The sequence below is a fragment of the Bradyrhizobium sp. Pa8 genome (assembly GCF_052588265.1).
Map to the genome: position 1 here is coordinate 2401658 of NZ_CP176767.1, position 22612 is coordinate 2424269.

Below are 22612 nucleotides of genomic sequence, written 5' to 3' on the forward strand. Positions count from 1 at the left end.
TTTTTGCAACGATTTTCGGGGCGGGTCCACGGCCGATTTGGATCGGTAGGGCGGCTTGTTGTGGTGGCATGGCTCAGCGCTCGCCGGCCGATGGTCCAGCACCGCGTGGTAGATCAGAAGCCTACCGCCGCGCCACCAGCACGCCCACCAGGAACGCCACCATCAGTGCCGGCAGCGGCGCCTCGCGCACCATGCCGCGAACGATGTCCGGCCAGTGCTGGTCCGGGACGAGGCTTGGAGACCTGACTTCGGCCATCGGTGTCATGCCCCAGTCGGAGGCAAGTTCGGCGATCTCGCTCGAGGCCAAACGCACGCCGTCGCGGACGCGGAAGATGGCGGCGTCGGATCGCTCGCGCGGTGCGAGCGCCATCAGAGTCGCGACGGCGGTGCGCAACGTCATCTCGCCAAAACCTTGCAGCCTCACCGACTCCTCGGGATCGGACGTCATGCGAAATCCCTCACAGCGCCAAATTCTTCACGTCGCAAAGTGGTGCGCGATGGTGAATGCCGCCGTCGCGCACAGGACCAGCGTGGACACCGCGCCGGCCACCCCGCGCGCGAGATGGGCTCGCGTCAGGTGCCTGGTCATGATCTTGCTCCATGCTCTGCATGGCAATGGCGGCGAGGAAGGTTGGTTCCTTCCGCGTCGCTCGAATCGCCCGAAGCTCTACTTCCGCAAGAGCTCGCTCAAGGCCGCCGTCGCCTCGGCGCAGCGAATGTCGTCGATCTCGCGCGACAGGCTCAGCGCGCTGGATCTCAGTTCTTCGAGCTTCCAGCTCTCCGGATGCTGGCTTTCGAGCTGACCGAGACGCTTGTTCAGGTCATCCAGTCTCGATTGGAGCTGCCCGATGCTGGCGGCCCCATTCACTTTCCAAACGCGCTGTGCACGCATCGTAGTTCCCCTGCTAGTCTCACGGCGTTGTGAGCGGGGTTCGTGGCTGGAATGGGAGTTTCTTTTGTTCGGCTTCAGACGGTGGGGAACCGTTGCAAAAGGGCAACGCGGTTCCTGCGCATTGACCGGCGCCGACAGAGCTATCGCCCATCGCCCGCGCCCTTCTGCATATGCCGTCGCGTTGCCTGGTCGGCCCGGCGCGATCCGCGTCAGGCGGCGCTCGGCCACCCGGTTGATCGCTTTTCGATGCGGCTTTCCAGGATCGCGATGCTCACCTGGAGATTGTCGCGCCGGGCTCTCAGGTTCTGCGCGAGCATCGGGTAGGCGAGATTGTTTGGATCGGAGATTCCGGCCCTCCGCTCTTCCTCCAGAATGTCGGCGTCGAGCATTTGCGCCCGCCAACGCAGATCGGAGATCAGGACGTGGAGCTGTGTCGGGATGGTCGCTTCGAAACGGGACGTCGGCTGCATAGGATCGCCTCACTATGAAACAGACCCACTGCGGGTCTGAGGGATTGGCGGACGAGCAGCAAGGAGAGTGCCAGCGCCGGCTGAGGGCGAAGGCCTGCCGGGCTGTGTGGTGCTGACGCTACGCGTCGAGGTTTGTCACCTCCGCGCCACCAACACACCCACCAAGACGATGAGTGCCGGGGGAACAACCGAGGCCGAACCAAACTGGTTCTTGCCCGGCGAGATTGCTCGATGCCTCAGCGGAACGATCGCCATTCTTTCCCGTTGCCGCAAAGACCTCGGTATCGAGGCGATCGGGGAATTCATGCCGCTCATCCGCTACTTCGTCTTCACTGGCGGCGCTCTGCTCGTCCTTCTGCTTCTCGTAAACCGATACATGGCCGCTCCCGTGAGCGCAGCCGCACCGGCCGAGCCGGGCCGGTCGATTGCGCGCGTTCATTCGGCGCAAACCTGGCCCGAGAAGATCGTGCTCGATACCAGCGTGCGGCAAATTCCGCTGAACAGGGATGCGGCGGCTACGCCGGCCCCTGCCCCTGCCGTCCCCGCAGCAGCGGTCGAGCAGAAGAACCAGAGCCAGGCTTTTGCGATGGTCACGCAGCCTGCCGCGGCACCGAAGCAGGCCGCGCCGGCCGTTCCAAACAAGCGCGTCGCGCAGCGGCACCGTCAGCGCCAGCCGTCGCGCGTGGCTGCGCGCGATCAGACGATGGTCTTCAACGAGCCTGTTTCGGCGGGATGGTAAGTCGCGCTCTGGCGGAGCCCGGCTTGCCGCTGGGCCTCGCATCTGAGGGGCCGTAGGACGGGTAGAGCACCTGCGAAACCCATCGTGTTGTCGAGCGGGCAAAGAGTGACGGGGGTTCGCTTCGCTCCACCCATCCCACGGCGCCCGTCGCGATGCGATTTGAAGGATGGCGATGCCTAACAAAATGACGGAGGGGTCGACCGACCATCCGTCCCATCCCCATTCACAACTCCGTGCCTTGATTCGGGAACAATCATTCCCTATTGTCCCGCAATGCAAAAAACCGCGCGCCGTCCCCAGCCTGCCGCCCGTCCGCCCGGCCGTCCCCGGGAATTCGACATGGACACCGCGCTCGACCGCGCCGTACGCGTATTTTGCGAGCGGGGCTATCATGCCACCTCGATCGGCGACCTGACCGCCGCGATGCGGCTTGCCACCGGCAGCGTCTACAAGGCGTTTCGCGACAAGCAGGCCGTGTTCCTGGCCGCTTTCGAGCGCTATGCCGCGGTGCGCCGGGAGCAGACCCGCAGCGCGGCCGCGCGCGGCGCCAACGGTCGCGAGCGACTGCGCCATATGTTGTTGTCTTATGTCGAGCACTCCCAGGGGATCGAGGGCCGTCGCGGCTGCATCGTGGTTGGCGGCGCGGTCGAGCTCGCCGCGCTCGATCCGGACGTCCGCGCCCGCGTCAACGCCCAGCTCGAGACCAACGAGACCTTCATCGCCGGCCTCATTCGCGAGGGCCAAGCCGATGGCTCGATTCCCGCCCATGTTGCGACCGACGACACCGCGCGGCTGATGATCTGCATCACGCAGGGAATGCGCGTCGTCGGCAAGGCGCGCCTGCCGCTCGACGGCGAGCGCCTGGTCGGCGTCGCGATGAAACTGCTCGTCTGAATTTATGTCCTATTAGGGAATGATCATTCCCGATGCCCGGAGTCTGTTGGAATGACGATGAATGCCACGATCGAGACCGCACCCGGGCCGGATGCGGTGTCGCAGCGACTGACCTTCGTGCTTGCCGCGGCCTGTGGCATGGTCGCCGCCAACATCTACTACGCCCAGCCTCTGATCGCCCCGATCAGCGCCGCGCTCGGCCTCTCGCATGCGGCGGCCGGACTGATCGTGACTATGACGCAGATCGGCTACGGCGTGGGGCTTCTCTTCATCGTGCCACTCGGCGACCTCGTCGAGAACCGCGCGCTGATCTGCTCCGTCATCACGCTCGGCGCGGCTTCGCTGCTCGCCGCTGCGTTCGCTACCCACGCGCTGCCGTTCCTGATCGCTGCGCTGTTCATCGGCCTAGGCTCGGTCGCCGTGCAGATCATCATTCCCTACGCGGCACACCTTGCGCCGGAAGCCATTCGCGGCCGCGTCGTCGGCAATGTCTCGACCGGATTGATGCTGGGCATCATGCTGGCGCGGCCGGTGTCGAGCTTCGTCACGGCAGCGCTGTCATGGCACGCAGTGTTCTTCATCTCCGCCGCGCTGATGATCGTGCTCGCGGCGGTGCTGTGGACGACGCTGCCCAAGCGCAAGCCGGTCGCGCGCATGCATTACGGCACGCTGCTGCTGTCGATGCCGCATCTGGCCCGGACCACGCCGCTGCTCCGGCGCCGCGCGCTCTATCAGGCGAGCCTGTTCGGTGCCTTCACCCTGTTCTGGACGGTGGCGCCACTCCAGCTCGCCAGCGAATTCGGCTTCTCCCAGCGCGGCATCGCGCTGTTCGCGCTCGCCGGCGTCGCCGGCGTGTTCGCCGCCCCGATCGCGGGACGGCTCGCCGACCGCGGCCATAGCCGCATCGCGACGCTGGTCGCCATGCTGCTCGCGGGCGCCGGCTTCCTGGTGACCTATATCGGTGCGACCGGCTCGATGCTGAATCTCGCCTGCCTGGTCGTGGCCGCGATCGCCATCGATATCGGTGTCCAGGGTAACGTCGTGCTCGGCTTCCGCGCCATCTTCGTGCTCGGGCATGAGCACCGCAGCCGTCTCAACGGCCTCTATATGGCGACGTTCTTCGCCGCCGGCGCTGCCGGCTCTGCGGTCGGCGCCTGGGCCTTCGCGCAAGGCGGCTGGACGCTGGCGTCGGCCATTGGCCTTGCTCTGCCCGTCGCAGGCTTGCTCTATGCGGCGACAGAGTAGCGGTACGATCGTGCCCGCGGCTGTTTACCAAGCCCTGGATACGCAGCCCAGCACCGTGCGATTTCCGTCTCGCGGTTTCCCTGCGGCTGTAGTACTTTGGTCGCAAGCGAGCCCGGTTAACGGGCGGCAGGGGGAGGCTGATGAGGCGTGCGGGACTGGTTGGCGTACCGCGAGTACGGCCATGGTCGTGGCAGGCGTTTCTGCTCGGATTTGTCGTCGTCGCCATGTCGGCCGCGCTTCAAGGCGTCTGCGTCGCGCTCGGCGCAAAGCTCTATTTCGCGGCGTTCCTGCCCAGCTTGTTCGTGCTCGGAATCGTCGCGGGCGCGCCGGCGGCGGCGTTCGCCGCGCTGCTCACCGTTCCGCTGGTGTGGTGGGCGTTCATCCCGCCGTTCTTCCAGTTCATGCCGCTCTCCAGCGCGGGCGCGGATTCCATCAACCTGTTCTGCCTGCTCGCGGTGCTCTTGATCGGCCTTGCCGATCTCTGCCGCGAGACGATGGCAATGATCAGCCGCGGCGGGTTGAAGCCCTCGGGCGAGAGCCCGGCAACGAATTCGCAATAAATCCGCTTCGCGCGGAAGCGGCGCGTTGCGCCGGCGCAACAGTCCGGCAACCATCCGCGAGCTTGGTGCGCGCCGCTAACTTTTCGAAAAAGATTTGGCCGCAATTTCTCCCCCGGGAATGACGAGGGAGTTTTTGAACATGAACGGTCACGCCATCTTTGAGAACGTGCGCCGCTATCGCGGCATCGCATCGCTCTATCGCCAGACCGCTGCATTCCGCCCGGGCCAGAGCTGGTCGCTCCTGGAGCAGGCGAGCGAGTGGGAAGCGCGGGCGCTGTCGGAGCTGGAAGCCTATTTCGCCGCGTGCGCGGATTACGCCGCCGTCCAGCGCGCTGCCTGATCGTTAACCATCACAGGTATTCGTATCGATGACGAACGGCGCGAACGACACGCGATGGGACGCAGACGTTCGCGCCATAGCCGTCAGAAGCGGTAGCTCGCCTGAACCCTCACGGTGCGGCCCTGGCCGGGCGAGATGTTGTTGTTGCCGTCGGCGGACGCCCAATAGCCGCGGTTGAAGATGTTCTCGACCGTGAGCTGTGCGCGCCAGTTGGCGTCGATCGTGGCGTAGACGCCGGCATCGAAGCGCACGAAGCCCGGCAGTCTCACCGTGTCATCCGACGATGCAAAGGAATCGCCGAAATAGATGATGCCGAGCGCGGCCGCCCACATCGGCGTGAACTGGTACTTGTTCCACCAGGCGAACTGATTGTACGGCACGAGCTGCACGCGATTGCCCGGCACCACGGTCGCCGACGTCGCGCCGGTGATCTTCGCATCGGTATAGGCATAACCGAGAGAGGACTGCCATTGCTCGGTGACGTAGCCGACGAGGCTCGCCTCGAAGCCGCGCGTCAGCGTGCTGCCGGAGGGCAGGAAGAAGCCGGGATTGTTGCCGTCCGCGATCGGCTGGTTGGTGCGGTTGAGGTTGTAGATCGCAGTCGAGAACAACAGCTTCGGGTTGATGTTCCACTTCATCCCGACCTCGGTATTCTCGAACTTCTGCGGCTGGAGGATCAACGTGCCGTCGTTGAGTGAGGAGAACTGGTCGCCGGAGGCGGGCAGACAGGAGATGCTGTAGGCCGTGTAGACCGACATGGTCTGCATCGGCTTGAGGAGAACGGCCGCCTGCGGCGACACCAGGTTGTCGGTGCGGTTGCGGTTGAGGTTGGTGTTCATGTCCAGCGCGGACATCTCGAAGCGGTCGAACCGCGTGCCCACGATGAGCTGGAGCGCGCGCGAGAACTCGATGGTGTCGCGCAGGTAACCGGACTCGACGTTCAGCGCATATTTGCTGTTGGAATCCGGCGTCGTGACGCCGTCGGTGTTGGTGCCGGTGAAGTGGTGGACGAAGTTGACCGGTCCGAAATAGGTCGGCGCGAACGGGTTCTGGACGATGGTGTTGGTGCCGTTCGGGAAGATGCCGGTGTTGCGGATGTCGACGCCGGTCTGGCGGCCGAACTCGGTGCCGAAGCCCACCGTGTGCGCGATCGGGCCGGTCCAGCCCTTGTAGGTGAAGTCGGTCTGGTTGAAGAAATTGTCGCGGTTGGTCGTGTGCTGATAGGCACCGAGGTTGACAGCGGTGTCGGCAGCGTTGACGGCACCGGCGAGCGGCCCCCCGGTGGGATAGACGTTCTGGTAGAACTTCTGGTAGTCGGCCGCGAACGTGCCGTTGCGCACCGATAGTCCGTTCTGGAAATCGTGCTCGATGATCGCCATGCCGGTCTGCACCGTCGCTTGCGCGGTATTGAGGCTGGGGCTGCCGAAGAACGTCTGGAGATTGCCGTTCGGCGCAAACGGCGTCGTCGGATTGAAGCGCGTGACGCCGCCGGGAAGGCTCTGCGAGGGATTGCCGCGATCTGCGGTGCGGCCGTCGTGGTAATACTCGTAGGACAGCTTGATCTTGGTGAAATCATCAGGCTTCAGCGTGACGGTCGGGTTGATGCCGTAGCGCTCGAGATGATTGAAGTCGCGGAAGGCGTCGCTGCCCTCGTAGAATACGTTAAGCCGCGCCGCGACGTTCTCGTTGATCGCTTGTCCCGCGTCGAGCGAGACGCGGCGGTCGCCCCATGATCCCGTCTGCGCGGTGGCCTGGTAGATGCGGTTGCCGTCGGCCTCCTTGAGGGTGCGATTGAGCACGCCACCGCCGGCGCCGCGGCCGAAGGTCAGCGCACTCGGGCCCTTCAGCACCTCGATGCTCTGCGCGTTGTACAGGTCGCGGAAGTACTGCACGTCATCGCGAAATCCGTTGACGAAGAAGTTCGCGCTGGAATCGACGCCGCGGATGACGAGCTCGTCGCGATTGCCCTCGCCCTGGTGGACGGCAACGCTCGGAACGTAGCGGGTGACGTCGGTCAGGCCCTGGTAGTTCTGGTCGCGGATCTGCTGTTGGGTGATGACGGACAGGGATTGCGGGATGTCGACGATGGGCGTGTTGGACTTGGTCGCGACGGAGGTGCTGTTGGCGAAATAGCCGACGGTGCCGGTGCGCGCGTCCTGCGATGGCGCGAAGGGCTGTGGCGCGGCGGTCGTCTCCGGCCGCCGTGCCGTTTGCGTCCGGCGCGTCCGCGTGCCGCTCGACCGGCGTGCGGCCGAAGCGGGATTGGTACGGCGCTGTGTTTCCGGCGCGGTCACGGTGACGGATGGAATCGTCACGCCCTGTGCGGGCGTGGATTGCGCAAGGGCCTGCGGACTGGCGAAGAACGCAGCTGACGTCATCAGCGCGGTCAACACGCCTCCGATACCCGAAAAATTGCGCTTGGACATGTAGCTTGCGGCAGGCAACAGCTCTCCCGCGGCGGCGATGTGGTTCATCGCGCCCCCCTCACTCTGCAAAACTCACCCGGATTCCCCATTGCGCGGCCGGATGCGGGGCAAGGCGCATCCGTGCACGCGAAGTCACTGTGTGCATGAACACGGCGACCCCGCGGCCATTCCGCGCAGGATGATTTGAATCGTTCGAAACTTGTCAGGTTCCAGGCGATCACATGTTTCGGCACGCCGGCAGGATCCGTGGCGACTACGGAGTTATCCCGGCGCCCGCGTGTGCTAGCACCGGACCGATCGAGATCTCCCACGTCGGCCGGGGCCAGCGATGACCACCTTCAACCGCATTTTCACGACGGAACGTCTGCTCCAGATCATCGTCATTCTGGCGGCAACGGTTGCGATGAAGCTGATGGGGTGAGTATTGGCTGGCTATTGCCCGCCGAACTCGGGCACGTCGGGCAAATAGTTCGAGCCCTCGGAGCCCAGGAAATCGAACATTGCCTGCGCCGGTGGCAGCAGCACCTTGTCGCTGCGGCGGATCACGTACCATTGCCGGACGATCGGAAGGCCCGCGACATCGAGCACGATGAGGCGGCCTTCCGCGAGCTCGTGCGCCACCGTGTGGGCCGAGATGAAGGCGATGCCGAGCCCGGCGATGACGGCCTGCTTGATGGTCTCGTTGCTGCTCATCTCCATGCCGATTATCGGCTCGAGATCGGATCTCTGGAACATGCCTTCCATCAGCGTGCGCGTCCCTGACCCCGGCTCGCGGGTGAGGAAGGTCTCGTGCACGAGGTCGGTCAGGTTGAGGCCGGAATCCTTCCCCAGCCAGTGTCCCTTGCGCGCGACGATGATGTGCGGATTGCGCCCGAGCTGACGTACGTCGACGCTGACGTCGGCCGGTGGCCGACCCATCACGGCGAAATCGAGATCGTAGCCGTGCATGGCCTCGCGGATCTCTTCGCGATTGCCGATCGTGAGCTTGATCTCGATCTTCGGATGCCGCTTCGAGAACGCCGCGATCGCATGCGGCACGAAATATTTCGCGGTCGAGACCGCGCCGAGATGCACCGTGCCGCCGGTCCGTCCAGCGAGCAGATCGAGCGCGCCCTGGCAGTCCATGATCGCGGCCTCGACGCGCTCGGCGAGCGCCAGCACCTCCTTGCCTGCCTCCGTCAGCAGCATGCCGTCGCCGGTCCGCTGCACCAGCGGCAGGCCGGCGAGGTCCTGAAGCTGCCGGAGCTGCTGGGTGACGGCCGGCTGGGTCAGACCAAGCTGGCTCGAGGCCGCGGTGACGCTGCCCTTCGCCGAGAGCGCCGCAAGCGAGCGGAGCTGCCGGATCGTCAGATGCCGGAGCTGGGCCGCCGCGTGGCCGGGGCCATTATAAGAAAATTCTTTGGCGCTCATTATGAATAGAAATTTTCCTTATTAAGCCGCCCCTGTCAATCTCCTCGTGTTGGGACCGACCGCACCGACCTCCAGCGGGGAGGGAACTGGATGCGGCGCCCGCAAGGGGATGGACGCAGATGACCGGGCAACTCAGGTTGGACGACCACCTTCAACGGTATTCCGAGACGGCGCCGCACGCGCTGGCCGTGGCAGCCGCAGTCGACGCCATCGCGGCGGCGGCGATCGAGATCGCCGACCTCATCGCCACCGGCGATTTCGCGGACGCGTCGGGCCTGACCACCGGCCGCAACAGCGACGGTGATCTCCAGCGCGATCTCGACCTCCAGGCCGACGCGATCCTGCGCCGTTGTCTCGGCAAGCTGCCGATCGCGGCGCTTGCGTCGGAGGAGATGCGCGAGCCGCAAATCGGCGACCGCGAGGCAAAAATCTGCGTCGCGATCGATCCGCTCGACGGCTCCTCCAACATCGACATCAACATGACCGTCGGCACGATCTTCTCGATCCTGCCCGCCCCGGATGACCTGGCTCTCGCCTTCCATCAGCGCGGCTCGGCGCAGCTTGCTGCGGGGTTCGTCACCTATGGGCCGCAGACCTCACTGGTGCTGACGCTCGGCGACGGCGTCGACATCTTCACGCTCGACCGCAAGGCGGGCTGCTTCCGCCTCGCGCGTAGCGCCGTGCAGATCTCCGAGACGTGCGAAGAATTCGCGATCAATGCGTCGAACCGCCGCCACTGGGATTCGCCGGTCCGCGCCTTCGTCGACGAATGTCTTGCCGGCGTCGAAGGGCCCGCCAACCACAATTTCAACATGCGCTGGATCGGCTCGCTGGTTGCGGAGGCCTACCGAATCCTCACCCGCGGCGGCGTGTTCCTCTATCCCTCGGACGCTCGCCCCGGCTATGGCGACGGCCGCCTGCGCCTCACCTACGAGGCGCACCCGATGGCCATGATCATCGAACAGGCCGGCGGCTCCGCCACGACCGGGCGCGAGCGCATCCTCGAGCTATCGGCGCAGAACCTGCACCAGCGCGTGCCGCTGATCATGGGCTCGAGCAACGAGGTGCGGCGCGTCGAGGAACTGCATTGCGATCCGCTGCTGGTCGCCAGCATCTCCGCACCGCTGTTCGCGCGGCGCGGCTTCTTCCGGCTGTGAGCGAGGCGACCCATGTCCAGGAAGCATCCGATCATCTCCATCACCGGCTCCTCCGGCGCCGGCACCACCTCGGTCAAGAAGACGTTCGAGCAGATATTCTTCCGCGAGAAGGTCAACGCCGTCTACATCGAGGGCGACGCCTTCCATCGCTATGATCGTGCCGAGATGCGCACGCAGATGGCGAAGGAAGCCGAACGCGGCAACAAGCATTTCAGCCATTTCAGCCCCGAGACCAACCTGTTCGAGGAGCTGGAGCGTGCCTTCCGCGACTATGGCGAGACCGGCACCGCGACGACGCGGCACTATGTCCACGATGCCGAGGAGTCCGCACTGCACGGTGCGGCGCCCGGGACCTTCACCGAATGGGAGCGGCTGCCGGAAAACTCGGACCTGTTGTTCTACGAGGGCCTGCACGGCGCCGTCGTCACCGACAAGGTCAATGTCGCGCGCTACGCCGATCTCAAGATCGGCGTCGTGCCGGTCATCAATCTCGAATGGATCCAGAAGCTGCACCGCGACCGCAGCGCCCGCGGCTATTCGACCGAGGCCGTCACCGACACCATCCTGCGGCGGATGCCCGACTACATCCACTACATCTGCCCGCAATTCACCGAGACCGACATCAACTTCCAGCGCGTGCCGACGGTGGACACCTCAAATCCGTTCATCGCGCGCTGGATTCCGACGCCGGACGAATCGATGGTCGTGATCCGCTTCAAGAATCCGCGCGGCATCGACTTTCCCTATCTGCTGTCGATGCTTCCCCACAGCTGGATGTCCCGCGCGAACTCCATCGTGTGTCCCGGCGCGAAGCTCGATCTGGCGATGCAGCTGATCCTGACGCCGCTGATCATGCAGCTGATCGAGCGCAAGCGAAATCTGAAGTGAACAGGGAGAGAATCCGATGAACATCTCCGTCCACGCTGAAGCCGACATCACGGCAGTCACGCACAACGATCTCGCCAATGCCGTCCGCTTCCTCGCGGTCGACGCGATCGAGACCTCGCAGTCCGGCCATCCAGGCCTGCCCATGGGCATGGCCGATGTCGCGACCGTGCTGTTCTCGCGCTTCCTGAAATTTGACTCGGCGCATCCCAACTGGCCGGACCGCGACCGTTTTGTCCTCTCGGCGGGTCACGGTTCGATGCTGCTCTATGCGCTGCTGCATCTCACCGGCGGCGACGTCAGTCTCGATGACATCAAGGTGTTCCGGCAGTGGGGCTCGAAGACGCCGGGACATCCGGAATACGGCCACACGCCGGGTGTCGAGACCACGACCGGGCCGCTGGGGCAGGGGATCGCGACCGCGGTCGGCATGGCGCTCGCCGAGCGCATGGCCAATGCACGGCATGGCGACGGCCTGGTCGATCACTTCACCTATGTGATCGCGGGCGACGGCTGCCTGATGGAAGGCATCAGCCAGGAGGCGATCTCGCTCGCCGGTCATCTTCAGATCGGCCGGCTGATCGTGCTGTTCGACGACAACGGCATCTCCATCGACGGGCCGACATCGCTGGCCACTTCCGATGATCAGCTCGCGCGCTTTGCGGCGTCCGGTTGGTCGGTCCGCAGTGTCGACGGCCACGACCCCGAAGCGGTTGCGCAGGCGATTGCCGAGGAGCGTGGGAGCACAAAACCGTCGCTGATCGCCTGCCGCACCATCATCGGCTATGGCGCGCCGGACCGTCAGGGCACCGAGAAGGCGCACGGTGCGCCGCTCGGCACCGAACAAACGGCGGCGGCGCGGCGGACGCTCGGCTGGGACTATCAGCCTTTCGTGGTCCCGATCCCGATCCTCAAGGCATGGCGGATGATCGGACAGCGCGGGCAGGTCGAGCGTCTTGCCTGGCTCGACCGCTACGAATGCGCGACGGCTGCGCAGCGCGAGCTGTTCATCGAGGGCAAGGCCGTTGCCCTGCCGGAGGCCTATGCCCAGGCCTCGGCAAAATTGCGCGAACGCTTTGCCAGCGAGCGTCCGAAGCTGGCGACGCGGCAAGCCTCGCAACAGGTGCTCGACGGCATCGCCGGGACAATTCCCGGACTGGTCGGCGGCTCGGCGGACCTGACGCATTCGAACCTCACGCATGCCAAAGCGCAGAATCCGGTGACGCGTGGTGCGTTCGCGGGCGGCTACATCCACTACGGCATCCGCGAGCACGGCATGGCCGCCGCGATGAATGGCCTCGCGTTGCACGGCGGATTCATCCCCTATGGCGGCACCTTTCTCGCCTTCTCCGACTACAGCCGGCCGGCGATCCGTCTTGCGGCGTTGATGCGGCTGCGCGTCATCCATGTGATGACCCACGACTCCATCGGTCTTGGCGAGGACGGTCCCACGCATCAGCCCGTCGAGCATCTCGCAGCGCTGCGCGTCATCCCGAATCTTCTGGTGTTCCGCCCCGCCGATGCGGTCGAGACGCTGGAAGCCTGGGACTGCGCGCTCGAGGCGGAAGATCGCCCCTCCGTGCTGTGTCTGTCGCGTCAGGCGTTGCCGACATTCCGCAGCGACGTGCGCGGCAGGAACCGTGTCGCGCGCGGCGCCTACCTCATCGTCTCGCCGGACGGCGGTCGCGACGTCACGTTGATGGCGACCGGCTCCGAAGTCTCGATCGCGCTGGAAGCCGCTCGCCTGCTCGCGACGGAACATATCCGCGCCGCCGTGGTCTCCGCGCCATGCTTCGCGCTGTTCGAGGAGCAGCCGGAGGACTACCGCGCCTGCGTGCTCGGCACCGCCCCGCGCGTCGGCATCGAGGCCGCAGTCGCCGGCGATTGGCATCGCTGGATCGGCACTGACGGCGAGTTCGTCGGCATGCGCGGCTTCGGCGCCTCTGCGCCGGCGCCCGTGCTCTACCGCGAATTCGGCATCACGCCGCAAAGCATTGCCGAAGCCGCCCGGCGGGTGATCACCCGCGCCGGCAAGCCATAACAGGAGGAACTTTCGTGGCCCGTATCACCCTTCGTCAGCTGCTCGATCACGCCGCCAACCACGGCTACGCGGTGCCGGCGTTCAACATCAATAACATGGAGCAGGGTATTGCGATCATGCAGGCCGCGGCCGAAGTCGATGCGCCCGTGATCATCCAGGCCTCGCGCGGCGCGCGCAGCTATGCCGGCGATCTCATGCTCTCGCACATGATCGACGCGCTGGAGCGGACCTATCCGGACATTCCGCTCTGCATGCACCAGGACCACGGCAATGACGAGGCGACCTGCGCGTCCGCCATCGCCCACGGCTTCACCTCGGTCATGATGGACGGCTCGCTCAAGGCCGACGCCAAGACCGCCGCCGATTACGACTACAATGTCGCGATCACCCGCCGCGTTGTCGATCTCGCGCATTGGGTGGGCGCCTCCGTCGAAGGTGAACTCGGTGTGCTCGGCTCGCTCGAGCATGGCGGCGGCGAGCAGGAGGACGGCCACGGCGTCGAGGGCAAGGTCAGCCACGACCAGCTCCTCACCGATCCCGACCAGGCCGTCGACTTCGTCCGCGCCACCAAGGTCGATGCGCTCGCGATCGCGATGGGTACGTCCCACGGCGCCTACAAGTTCAGCCGCAAGCCTGATGGCGACATCCTGGCGATGCGGGTGGTCGAGGAGATTCACCGCCGCCTGCCGAACACGCATCTCGTGATGCACGGCTCCTCTTCGGTGCCGCAGCCGCTCCAGGACATGTTCAACCAGTTCGGCGGTGAGATGCCGCAGACCTGGGGCGTGCCGGTGGAGGAGATCGTCCGCGGCATCAAGAGCGGCGTGCGAAAGGTCAACATCGACACCGATTGTCGCCTGGCGATGACCGCGGTGTTCCGTAAGGTCGCCGCGCAAACGCGCTCGGAGTTCGATCCGCGCAAATTCCTCAAGCCTGCGATGGATGCGATGCGCGAGCTCTGCCGCGATCGCTTCGAGCAGTTCGGCACCGCGGGCCACGCCAGCAAAATCAAGGTCATTCCCTTGAGCGAGATGGCGCGGCGCTATCGCGCCGGCGATCTCGACCCGCGTATCGGCACCCGCGAACCGGTCGCCGCCTAATCATTCAGAGAGAGAAGAGCAGGAGAGAGCCATGAATGCACACGCAGGAACCGTCCGGGGCAAAGAGCGCTATCGATCAGGCGTGATGGAATACAAGCGCATGGGCTATTGGGAGCCCGATTACACGCCCAAGGACACCGACGTCATTGCGCTGTTCCGCGTGACGCCGCAGGAGGGCGTGGACCCCATCGAGGCGTCAGCGGCGGTTGCCGGCGAATCCTCGACCGCGACCTGGACGGTGGTGTGGACCGATCGCCTGACCGCAGCGGAAAAGTATCGCGCAAAGTGCTACCGCGTCGATCCGGTGCCCGGCACACCGGGCTCGTATTTCGCCTACATCGCCTATGACCTCGACCTGTTCGAGCCGGGCTCGATCGCCAACCTGTCGGCCTCGATCATCGGCAACGTGTTCGGCTTCAAGCCGCTGAAGGCGCTGCGGCTGGAGGACATGCGCTTCCCGGTCGCCTATGTGAAGACGTTCCAGGGGCCGGCGACCGGCATCGTGGTCGAGCGCGAGCGGCTCGACAAGTTCGGCCGGCCGCTGCTGGGCGCGACGGTGAAGCCCAAGCTCGGCTTGTCCGGGCGCAACTATGGCCGCGTGGTCTACGAGGCGCTCAAGGGCGGGCTCGACTTCACCAAGGACGACGAGAACATCAACTCGCAGCCCTTCATGCATTGGCGTGACCGTTTCCTCTATTGCATGGAGGCCGTGAACCGCGCGCAGGCGGCGTCCGGTGAGGTGAAGGGTACCTACCTGAACGTCACCGCGGCGACGATGGAGGACATGTACGAGCGCGCGGAGTTCGCGAAAGAGCTCGGGTCGTGCATCGTGATGATCGATCTCGTGATCGGCTACACCGCGATCCAGTCCATGGCGAAATGGGCACGGCGCAACGACATGATCCTGCATCTGCATCGCGCCGGTCATTCGACCTATACACGGCAGAAGAGCCACGGCGTGTCGTTCCGCGTCATCGCGAAGTGGATGCGGCTCGCCGGCGTCGACCACATCCATGCCGGCACGGTGGTCGGCAAGCTCGAAGGCGATCCCAACACCACGCGCGGCTATTACGACGTCTGCCGCGAAGACTTCAACCCGACCAAGCTCGAGCATGGATTGTTCTTCGACCAGTCCTGGGCGAGCCTCAACAAGATGATGCCGGTCGCCTCCGGCGGCATCCATGCCGGTCAGATGCACCAGCTGCTCGATCTGCTTGGCGAGGACGTCGTGCTGCAATTCGGCGGTGGCACCATCGGCCATCCAATGGGCATTGCTGCCGGCGCGATCGCCAACCGCGTGGCGCTCGAGGCGATGATCCTCGCCCGCAACGAGGGGCGCGACTACGTCCATGAAGGTCCGGAGATCCTGGCCAGGGCGGCAGAGACCTGCACGCCGCTGAAGGCTGCGCTCGAGGTCTGGAAGGACGTCACCTTCAACTATGAATCCACCGACACGCCGGACTTCGTGCCGACCGTGCTGGAAACCGTTTGAGGAGTTTTGACATGAAACTGACCCAAGGCTGCTTCTCGTTCCTGCCTGATCTGACCGACGACCAGATCTATAAGCAGGTGCAGTATTGCCTGACCAACGGCTGGGCGGTGAATATCGAGTTCACCGACGATCCGCATCCCCGCAGCACCTACTGGGAAATGTGGGGCCTGCCGATGTTCGACCTCCAGGACGCCGCCGGCGTGATGATGGAGCTCGCCGAATGCCGCAGGGTTTACGGCGACCGCTACATCCGCATCAGTGGATTCGACTCCAGCCATGGCTGGGAGTCAGTGCGGATCTCGTTCCTCGTCAACCGCCCGCCGCAGGAAGCCGAGTTCGAGCTGGTGCGGCAGGAGGTGGGCGGACGTGCGATCCGCTACACCACCGTGCGCCGGCCGGCCGCGCACGCGTCGACCTAGTCACTCCTCTCCGCGCGGAGCACTCCCTGCTCCGTTTCCTTGGCGGACTACTGCTTCGCCGCTCCCCCCGCGGCGAAGCTCTTTTCTTCGAGGTGCCGATGCTTGATGTCCCTCATGCGACGACCGCTGAAGCGAGCGAGACCAGTTTCGATCTCCGCAAGGAGGCCGAGGCGGCCGGAATCACCGACACGCTGCAACAGCTCGAGCAGGAGCTGATCGGCCTCCGGCCGGTCAAGAACCGCGTGCGCCAGATCGCGTCACTGCTGCTGATCGAGCGCATCCGCCAGCGTGCGGGACTGGCATCGTCCCCACCGACGCTGCACATGTCGTTCACCGGTAATCCCGGCACGGGCAAGACCACGGTGGCGCTGCGCATGGCGAAGATCCTGCACGGTCTCGGTTTCGTGCGGCGCGGGCAGGTGATCTCGGTGACGCGCGACGATCTCGTCGGCCAGTATATCGGCCATACCGCGCCGAAGACGAAGGAGATATTGAAGAAGGCGATGGGCGGCGTGTTGTTCATCGACGAGGCCTACTATCTGCACCGGCCCGACAACGAGCGCGATTACGGCCAGGAAGCGATCGAGATCCTGCTCCAGGTGATGGAGAACCAGCGCGAGGACCTCGTCGTGATCCTCGCCGGCTATGGCGAGCGGATGACGAGCTTCTTTGCCTCCAACCCGGGCTTTCGTTCACGCATCGCCCATCACATCGAATTTCCGGATTATGCCGAAGCCGAGCTGCTGGTCATCGCCGAGCTGATGCTGAAGGAGCGCGGCTATCGCTTCTCGGCCGCCGCGCGCGAGGCCTTCGAGAAATACATCGAACTGCGCCGGACCCAGCCGTTCTTCTCCAATGCGCGCTCGATCCGCAACGCGGTCGACCGCATCCGCCTGCGGCAGGCCGATCGCCTCGTGTCTGATCTCAACCGGATGCTCGATGTCGTCGATCTCGAAACGATCGATCCGACGGATGTCCTTGCGAGCCGCGTTTTCAGCGGTGGTGCGGACGCGCAGAGGAGTGCGAAGCCATGACGGGAGAAATCCTCATCGCGCCTTCCATCCTGGCCGCAGATTTCGCGCGCCTCGGTGAGGAGATCAAGGCTATTGATGCCGCCGGCGCAGACTGGATCCACTGCGACGTCATGGACGGACATTTCGTGCCGAACATCAGCTTTGGCGCCGACGTCATCAAGGCGATCCGGCCGGCGACGGCGAAGATCTTTGACGTGCATCTGATGATCGCGCCGACCGATCCCTATCTGGAGGCGTTCGCAAAGGCAGGCGCCGACGTCATCACGGTTCATGCCGAGGCCGGCCCGCATCTGGACCGCTCGCTCCAGGCCATCCGCGCGCTCGGCAAGAAGGCTGGTGTCAGCCTGTGTCCGGCTACGCCGGCAGCTGCAATCGAATACGTGCTTGATCGTCTCGACCTCGTGCTGGTGATGACGGTCAATCCCGGCTTCGGCGGCCAGTCCTTCCTCGACTCCCAGATCGAGAAGATCAGGCGCATTCGAAGCATGATCGGCGGCCGGCCGATCCGGCTCGAGGTCGATGGCGGCATCACGCGCGACAATGCCGCCGCCGTGGCTGCCGCGGGCGCCGACACCCTCGTGGCGGGATCGGCCGTGTTCCGCGGCAAGAGCAGCGCCGATTATGCGGGCAACATCGCCGCCATCCGCGCTGCTGCCGAAGCCGGCAGCGTTCCGAAGCTGCAACATGGTTCGGCGCAGACGATCCGGGCCGGCGAGACCGCGCTCACCCGGTAGAATACGGCGTACAGGCGCGGCAGAGCCGGCGTCGCGCTGGCTGTGTCATGGCGTGCCATTCCGTCCGAGGTTCTACAGGGCATGCCGCACAGCGCAGCGGGCCTTCCTCGCGCGAGAGTTCTGCGCAGAAATGCAGGGCGATCTCATCGGGTGGCCAAAATCGATCGAACGGTATCTTGATCTGATCGGCGTCTCCGTCGCGCGCCAGCGCTACGCCTGGCCAATGAGTTCCACGTGGAGTTCTCCGATAGGAACCAATGGGGGCCTGCGCGTTTCCCAGACGTTAACCCAGGTTGCGCGGGGTGCTTCGCACGCAGTAAATGTTTTGCATAACCGCCATCGGCCTGACGTAAATCAGGGCAATAAGCTCAGTGAATGCGAGGGAGGGTCTCATGGAGAACGTACGTCGCTACCGGGCGCTGGCGTCTCTCTGTCGTCAGCAGGCGGCCTATCGGCCGCTCCAGAACTGGCAACTCCTTGGCCAAGCCGAACATTTCGAATATCTCGCCGAGATTGCGCTGAAGGCGCATTTCGATGCGTGCAATGCGCAGCCCGAGGACGACGCCATCCCCACCGCGCCATTTGAGACCCCCGCCGCGGCGTGAGGGTGTCGGTCCGTTGCGGATCATCTCTCGATCAATGCGACATCAGCGTCGGGACCGTCATGGCTTCCAGCATGGCGCGGGTGACGCCGCCGAGGAAGCGTTCCTGCAACCGTGAGTGGCCGTAGCCGCCCATGACCAGGAGATCGAGGCTCTCGTCGGCGGCCAGCGACAGGATGGTCGGCTGGATGTCGGCGCGCGCCGCCGACAGGCCGACCGTGCGGGTCGACAATCCGCGCCGGCCGAGGTGTCTTGCCAGATGGCTTGCCGAGACCTCGTCGGGAACGGCGTCGGCTTCGTTGATCGTGATGATCACGATCTCCTCGGCACGGGCCAGCAAGGGAGCGGCGTCGCGCATCGCGCGGGCGGCGAGGCGGCTGCCATCCCAGCAGATGCCGATCCGGTTCGCCCTGAATGACCCACGAAAGGTGTAGGGCAGGAACAGCACTGGTCCGCCCGCCTGGAACAGGATCTCGCCGGGCATATCGTTGTCGAATGAGCCTTGCGCCGGATCGGGCTGCAGCACGATGCTGAGATCGTGGAGCCGCGCCATCTCGCCGAGCGAGCCGGCTGCATCCGCCGGGATTGCGCCGAGCGGGTGGCAGGTGGAGGAGATGCCGGCGCTCCTGGCTTCGCTCTGAAATATCGCCAACGCGGCCTCGGCACGCTCCAACGCGCGCTCGCGCTCCATCTCGAACACGGCCGCTACGGCGGCACCGCCATCCAGGACGTAGGCAGTGCTGCTCGCGACGTACCCGACGGCGACCGCGTCGATGTGTGCGTTGAGTCTCGCCGCGAGCGAGATCGAGCCGTCGATCACCGCGTGCATCGGGCGCTCGGTCGGGATGTGGACGAGAATGTCTTTGTACATGGCGTGCCTCCGATGGACATCATCCAGTGGCCGCAGTCTATCACTGCGCACGTGGCCTGTGTTGAGCCGCATCAAATATGCAGCCCTGAATTTCGGCCGGGCCGCTGGCCGCGGCACCTTTGCCAAGATTTAATCGGACGGACGGGACGCCGTAAGGTGACGATGTCCATGTTGGGTGCAAGGCGACTTACCCAACATGGACATTTCGACATGAACGATCGCGTCAATTCCGACACCACCACGACCCGCAAGATATTGAAGCCGCGCCGGCTTGCGCTGCTGGGCACCGTGGCCGCGCTTGGCGTGGCCGTCCTCGCTGCCTCTCCCGCCTCTTCGCAGTTCGGTCTGAATTCCTTCGTCGGGCCGGCCCAGGCGGCGGAAGCCGCCGCGACGCCGCCGGGCTTCGGCGATCTCGTCAGCAAGGTCAAACCCGCCGTCATCTCGGTGCGGGTCAAGATCGACCAGGACAATGACAAGAGCGCGATGCTGCAGCAGAACCGGATGGATTCGGACGAGGATTCGCCGTTCGACCAGTTTTCGCGGCAGTTCGGCTTCCGCGGCCCGGGTGGCATGAACGGCATGCCGCGCCAGCGCCACCAGATGATCACGGGCGAAGGTTCCGGCTTCTTCATCTCCGCCGACGGCTATGCCGTGACCAACAACCACGTCGTCGATCACGCCGAGTCGGTACAGGTGACCATGGATGACGGCACGAGCTACACCGCGAAGGTGGTCGGCACCGATCCGAAGACCGATCTCGCGCTGATCAAGGTCGAGGGCAAGAAGGACTTTCCGTTCGTCAAATTCTCCGACCAGAAGCCGCGGATCGGCGACTGGGTGGTCGCGGTCGGCAATCCCTTCGGCCTCGGCGGCACCGTGACCGCCGGCATCGTCTCGGCCAATGGTCGCGACATCGGCAACGGTCCCTATGACGACTTCATCCAGATCGACGCGCCGATCAACAAGGGCAATTCCGGCGGTCCGGCCTTCGACATGAACGGCAACGTGATCGGTGTGAACACCGCGATTTTCTCACCGTCGGGCGGTTCGGTCGGTATCGGCTTCGACATTCCGGCTTCGACCGCGAAGCTCGTCGTCGCGCAGCTGAAGGACAAGGGCTCGGTCACCCGCGGCTGGCTCGGTGTGCAGGTGCAGCCGGTGAGCGCCGAGATCGCCGACAGCCTCGGCCTCAAGGAGGCGCGCGGCGCGATCGTGGACAATCCGCAGGACGGCAGCCCCGCGGCGAAGGCCGGCATCGAGGCGGGCGATGTCATCACCGCCGTCAACGGTACCGCGATCAAGGACTCCCGCGATCTCGCCCGCACCATTGCCACCCTGGCGCCGGGCACGTCCGTGAAGCTCGACGTCTTCCACAAAGGCGCGAGCAAGACAGTGACGCTCGCCCTCGGCGAGTTGCCGAACGAGCGGCAGGCCAAGGCCGGCGAGGGCAAGGCGCAGCCGAACACCGGCACGCCGCGCCTCGGTCTCAGCCTGGCGCCGGCCGGCGATGTCCAGGGCGCGGGCCAGAAGGGCGTCGTCGTGACCGAGGTCGATCCGCAGGGACCCGCCGCGCAGCGCGGCATCCAGACCGGCGACGTCATTCTCAATGTCGGCGGCAAGGCCGTCGCCAATGTCGGCGACGTCCGCTCGGAGCTGGCGCAGGCCAAATCGTCCGGCAAGAACAGCGTGTTGTTGCAGGTGAAGAGCGCGGAAGCGACGCGGTTCGTCGCGGTGCCGCTGGCGTAAGCCTCGCGCTTCCTGCGGCAAACTCAAAAGGCGGCCTGCGGGCCGCCTTTTTCGTGCGCGTCTGGAAGATTCCCACAGACGCGGATAACATTCTCGTTAACGGCAGTCTTGATGACGGGTTCGTCCGAAAAAGCCGCGTTCGCTCGTCACAGTTCGGAATCGCGTGTTGGGCTTTGGCGTCAATGAAGACGCCCAGGCGAATTGCAGGAGTGGAACTTCGAACGCCCGGCCTTCTTGTGGAACCGGTGGTTCGCATTTGATCGGTGCCGACATGGATCGATTGAAGCTCTCGCTGAGGTGTGCGCTGCTCGTGGCGCCGCTTTTCCTGACGACCGGAAGCGCCCTGGGGCGCGACGATGGCCGCTATGCCAACTCGCCCCTGAAACCCTGGTTCGACAGTTTGCGCAGCCATCTCGGGCCCTGCTGCTCGGATGCAGATGGCTTTGCGGTATCCGACCCCGATTGGGAATCGCACGATGGGCACTATCGCGTGCGGCTCGACGGGCAGTGGGTGGACGTGCCTGATGAGGCCGTCATCACCGAGCCAAACCGGGCTGGCCACACCATGGTGTGGCCGGTGAAGACTGCGTTCGGGATTTCGATCCGCTGCTTCATGCCGGGCAGCATGATCTGACCCGGGTCGGCGTTACCGCTTGCTGGATTTGCGCTTCGAGGTGTTTTTCGTTTTCTTAGTTGTCTTCTTGGCCGCCTTCTTCTTGGAGGTCTTATTCTTGGAGGTCTTTCGCTTCGACGCCTTCTTGGGGACCTTCTTGCCCTTCGCGCGCGCTTCCGACAGGCCGATTGCGATCGCCTGCTTGCGACTCTTCACGCGTCCACCACGACCGCCGGGGCCGCTTTTCGCGGTGCCCTTCTTGTAACGGCGCATCTCGCGCTCGACATCACTGCCGGCGCTGCGTGAGTAGCGGCGTTTCTTTGCCTTGCGTGCCATCAACTCTCTCCCTTGGCCGGGGAAAGAACCGCATCACTGACCCAACGTTCCAAATGGGCTCGTTGCGCCCCTCAGAAGGAGTTCGCCAACTCGATCTCGTCTTCCAGCGCTCGGATGCGGCGCGCAGCCTCAGTGGAGGACAGAGCCCGATCGTATTGAGTGGGCTGATAGGCCTCCTCGCTCAGACGCTTCAGCCTCAGCCCCTGCGCTCGCGTCATCTGCTCCGTGAGGAAAACCCTGGCGTCGTATTTACCCTGAACCTGCATCTGGCCTCTCCGTTCTCAAATCGTGACTTGACTATATGTTCTTATTTTGTTCTAACAAGCCATGGATAATAGAATTAATGAAATTCGACGCAAAATCAGCGCCTTGAGGCTCGAAATGGCCGACATCGAGGTGTCTGTGCGCGACCTCGTCGGTCGCGATCGCGACTGCACAGAAAAGGCCCTGGCGCAGATGGATCTGCGCCAGAAAATCAACCTGCTGATCGGCGAATGGAAGGCGGCCGGCGGCGGCGATGTCTTGCCTGACGTCCGCGAGCGGGTACGCCTTCGTCCTGCAACGACATCCGGTAGTCGGCTGCGCGTGATCGCGCGCCGCTGAGCA

25 protein-coding genes are annotated in these 22612 nt (G+C 64.8%); 17 read left to right on the forward strand and 8 right to left on the reverse strand.

The window, feature by feature from the left end:
• Positions 1 to 121: 121 nt before the first annotated feature.
• The 3 genes from ACKWRH_RS10890 to ACKWRH_RS10900 all read right to left on the reverse strand — a co-directional run bounded on the left by ACKWRH_RS10890 (position 122) and on the right by ACKWRH_RS10900 (position 1281).
• Complete coding sequence (locus tag ACKWRH_RS10890; protein WP_028154397.1) at positions 122 to 448, reverse strand: hypothetical protein; 327 nt, start codon at positions 446 to 448, stop codon at positions 122 to 124.
• A gap of 219 nt (positions 449 to 667) precedes the next feature.
• Positions 668 to 892, reverse strand: coding sequence for a hypothetical protein (locus tag ACKWRH_RS10895; protein WP_445220516.1), 225 nt, complete (start codon positions 890 to 892; stop codon positions 668 to 670).
• Positions 893 to 1101: 209 nt separating this feature from the next.
• On the reverse strand, positions 1102 to 1281 hold the full coding sequence (locus tag ACKWRH_RS10900) for a hypothetical protein (protein ID WP_409363863.1): 180 nt from the start codon (positions 1279 to 1281) through the stop codon (positions 1102 to 1104).
• Positions 1282 to 1429: 148 nt separating this feature from the next.
• Here ACKWRH_RS10900 and ACKWRH_RS10905 point away from each other — a divergent pair, with 148 nt between their 5' ends.
• The 5 genes from ACKWRH_RS10905 (at position 1430) to ACKWRH_RS10925 (ending at position 5140) form a co-directional block, all read left to right on the forward strand.
• Positions 1430 to 2101 carry a hypothetical protein gene (locus ACKWRH_RS10905; protein ID WP_445220517.1) on the forward strand — a complete coding sequence of 224 codons (672 nt, stop codon included), beginning with the start codon at positions 1430 to 1432 and terminating at the stop codon, positions 2099 to 2101.
• A 273-nt stretch (positions 2102 to 2374) separates the two neighbouring features.
• A complete protein-coding gene (locus ACKWRH_RS10910) occupies positions 2375 to 2995 on the forward strand; it encodes a TetR/AcrR family transcriptional regulator (RefSeq protein ID WP_445220518.1) in 621 nt (206 codons plus the stop codon).
• A 51-nt stretch (positions 2996 to 3046) separates the two neighbouring features.
• Positions 3047 to 4240, forward strand: coding sequence for an MFS transporter (locus ACKWRH_RS10915; protein WP_445220519.1), 1194 nt, complete (start codon positions 3047 to 3049; stop codon positions 4238 to 4240).
• 140 nt (positions 4241 to 4380) lie between these two features.
• The gene (locus tag ACKWRH_RS10920; RefSeq protein WP_445220520.1) at positions 4381 to 4800 is read left to right on the forward strand and encodes a DUF4118 domain-containing protein; all 420 of its coding nucleotides are present in this window, start codon (positions 4381 to 4383) and stop codon (positions 4798 to 4800) included.
• A 139-nt stretch (positions 4801 to 4939) separates the two neighbouring features.
• Positions 4940 to 5140: a hypothetical protein gene (locus ACKWRH_RS10925; protein ID WP_445220521.1), complete on the forward strand. Its 201-nt coding sequence runs from the start codon at positions 4940 to 4942 to the stop codon at positions 5138 to 5140.
• 83 nt (positions 5141 to 5223) lie between these two features.
• On the opposite strand, the gene ACKWRH_RS10930 is transcribed toward ACKWRH_RS10925, so the two are convergent.
• A complete protein-coding gene (locus ACKWRH_RS10930; protein WP_445220522.1) occupies positions 5224 to 7614 on the reverse strand; it encodes a TonB-dependent siderophore receptor in 2391 nt (796 codons plus the stop codon).
• Positions 7615 to 7998: 384 nt separating this feature from the next.
• Positions 7999 to 8976 (reverse strand): LysR family transcriptional regulator, encoded by a 978-nt coding sequence (locus tag ACKWRH_RS10935; protein ID WP_028148254.1) that lies wholly within the window; start codon positions 8974 to 8976, stop codon positions 7999 to 8001.
• Between the two features lie 119 nt (positions 8977 to 9095).
• Here ACKWRH_RS10935 and ACKWRH_RS10940 point away from each other — a divergent pair, with 119 nt between their 5' ends.
• The 9 genes from ACKWRH_RS10940 to ACKWRH_RS10980 all read left to right on the forward strand — a co-directional run bounded on the left by ACKWRH_RS10940 (position 9096) and on the right by ACKWRH_RS10980 (position 18443).
• Positions 9096 to 10133, forward strand: coding sequence for a class 1 fructose-bisphosphatase (locus ACKWRH_RS10940; RefSeq protein ID WP_445220523.1), 1038 nt, complete (start codon positions 9096 to 9098; stop codon positions 10131 to 10133).
• Between the two features lie 12 nt (positions 10134 to 10145).
• Complete coding sequence (locus ACKWRH_RS10945; protein ID WP_028158112.1) at positions 10146 to 11021, forward strand: phosphoribulokinase; 876 nt, start codon at positions 10146 to 10148, stop codon at positions 11019 to 11021.
• 16 nt (positions 11022 to 11037) lie between these two features.
• On the forward strand, positions 11038 to 13059 hold the full coding sequence (gene tkt, locus ACKWRH_RS10950; protein WP_445220524.1) for a transketolase: 2022 nt from the start codon (positions 11038 to 11040) through the stop codon (positions 13057 to 13059).
• A gap of 14 nt (positions 13060 to 13073) precedes the next feature.
• The gene (fba, locus tag ACKWRH_RS10955; protein ID WP_028158110.1) at positions 13074 to 14159 is read left to right on the forward strand and encodes a class II fructose-bisphosphate aldolase; all 1086 of its coding nucleotides are present in this window, start codon (positions 13074 to 13076) and stop codon (positions 14157 to 14159) included.
• A gap of 31 nt (positions 14160 to 14190) precedes the next feature.
• Complete coding sequence (locus ACKWRH_RS10960; RefSeq protein ID WP_445220525.1) at positions 14191 to 15651, forward strand: form I ribulose bisphosphate carboxylase large subunit; 1461 nt, start codon at positions 14191 to 14193, stop codon at positions 15649 to 15651.
• Positions 15652 to 15662: 11 nt separating this feature from the next.
• Positions 15663 to 16070 (forward strand): ribulose bisphosphate carboxylase small subunit, encoded by a 408-nt coding sequence (locus ACKWRH_RS10965; protein WP_014497270.1) that lies wholly within the window; start codon positions 15663 to 15665, stop codon positions 16068 to 16070.
• A 98-nt stretch (positions 16071 to 16168) separates the two neighbouring features.
• Complete coding sequence (gene cbbX / locus ACKWRH_RS10970) at positions 16169 to 17104, forward strand: CbbX protein (RefSeq protein ID WP_445220526.1); 936 nt, start codon at positions 16169 to 16171, stop codon at positions 17102 to 17104.
• Positions 17101 to 17838, forward strand: coding sequence for a ribulose-phosphate 3-epimerase (gene rpe / locus ACKWRH_RS10975; protein ID WP_445220527.1), 738 nt, complete (start codon positions 17101 to 17103; stop codon positions 17836 to 17838). Before cbbX ends, rpe begins: the two co-directional genes overlap by 4 nt.
• A 392-nt stretch (positions 17839 to 18230) precedes the next feature.
• The gene (locus tag ACKWRH_RS10980) at positions 18231 to 18443 is read left to right on the forward strand and encodes a hypothetical protein (RefSeq protein ID WP_445220528.1); all 213 of its coding nucleotides are present in this window, start codon (positions 18231 to 18233) and stop codon (positions 18441 to 18443) included.
• Positions 18444 to 18474: 31 nt separating this feature from the next.
• Here the strand turns inward: ACKWRH_RS10980 and ACKWRH_RS10985 are convergent, their stop codons facing one another.
• A complete protein-coding gene (locus ACKWRH_RS10985; RefSeq protein WP_445220529.1) occupies positions 18475 to 19311 on the reverse strand; it encodes a universal stress protein in 837 nt (278 codons plus the stop codon).
• Between the two features lie 210 nt (positions 19312 to 19521).
• Here ACKWRH_RS10985 and ACKWRH_RS10990 point away from each other — a divergent pair, with 210 nt between their 5' ends.
• Positions 19522 to 21057 (forward strand): Do family serine endopeptidase, encoded by a 1536-nt coding sequence (locus ACKWRH_RS10990; protein ID WP_445220530.1) that lies wholly within the window; start codon positions 19522 to 19524, stop codon positions 21055 to 21057.
• A gap of 271 nt (positions 21058 to 21328) precedes the next feature.
• Entirely contained in the window at positions 21329 to 21691 is a 363-nt protein-coding gene (locus ACKWRH_RS10995) for a hypothetical protein (protein WP_445222370.1), read from the forward strand.
• Between the two features lie 12 nt (positions 21692 to 21703).
• Here the strand turns inward: ACKWRH_RS10995 and ACKWRH_RS11000 are convergent, their stop codons facing one another.
• Positions 21704 to 22006 (reverse strand): DUF6496 domain-containing protein, encoded by a 303-nt coding sequence (locus tag ACKWRH_RS11000; RefSeq protein ID WP_445220531.1) that lies wholly within the window; start codon positions 22004 to 22006, stop codon positions 21704 to 21706.
• Positions 22007 to 22077: 71 nt separating this feature from the next.
• Positions 22078 to 22272 (reverse strand): DUF3072 domain-containing protein, encoded by a 195-nt coding sequence (locus ACKWRH_RS11005; protein ID WP_028148240.1) that lies wholly within the window; start codon positions 22270 to 22272, stop codon positions 22078 to 22080.
• A gap of 115 nt (positions 22273 to 22387) precedes the next feature.
• Here ACKWRH_RS11005 and ACKWRH_RS11010 point away from each other — a divergent pair, with 115 nt between their 5' ends.
• Positions 22388 to 22609 (forward strand): hypothetical protein, encoded by a 222-nt coding sequence (locus ACKWRH_RS11010; protein WP_445220532.1) that lies wholly within the window; start codon positions 22388 to 22390, stop codon positions 22607 to 22609.
• Positions 22610 to 22612: the final 3 nt, after the last annotated feature.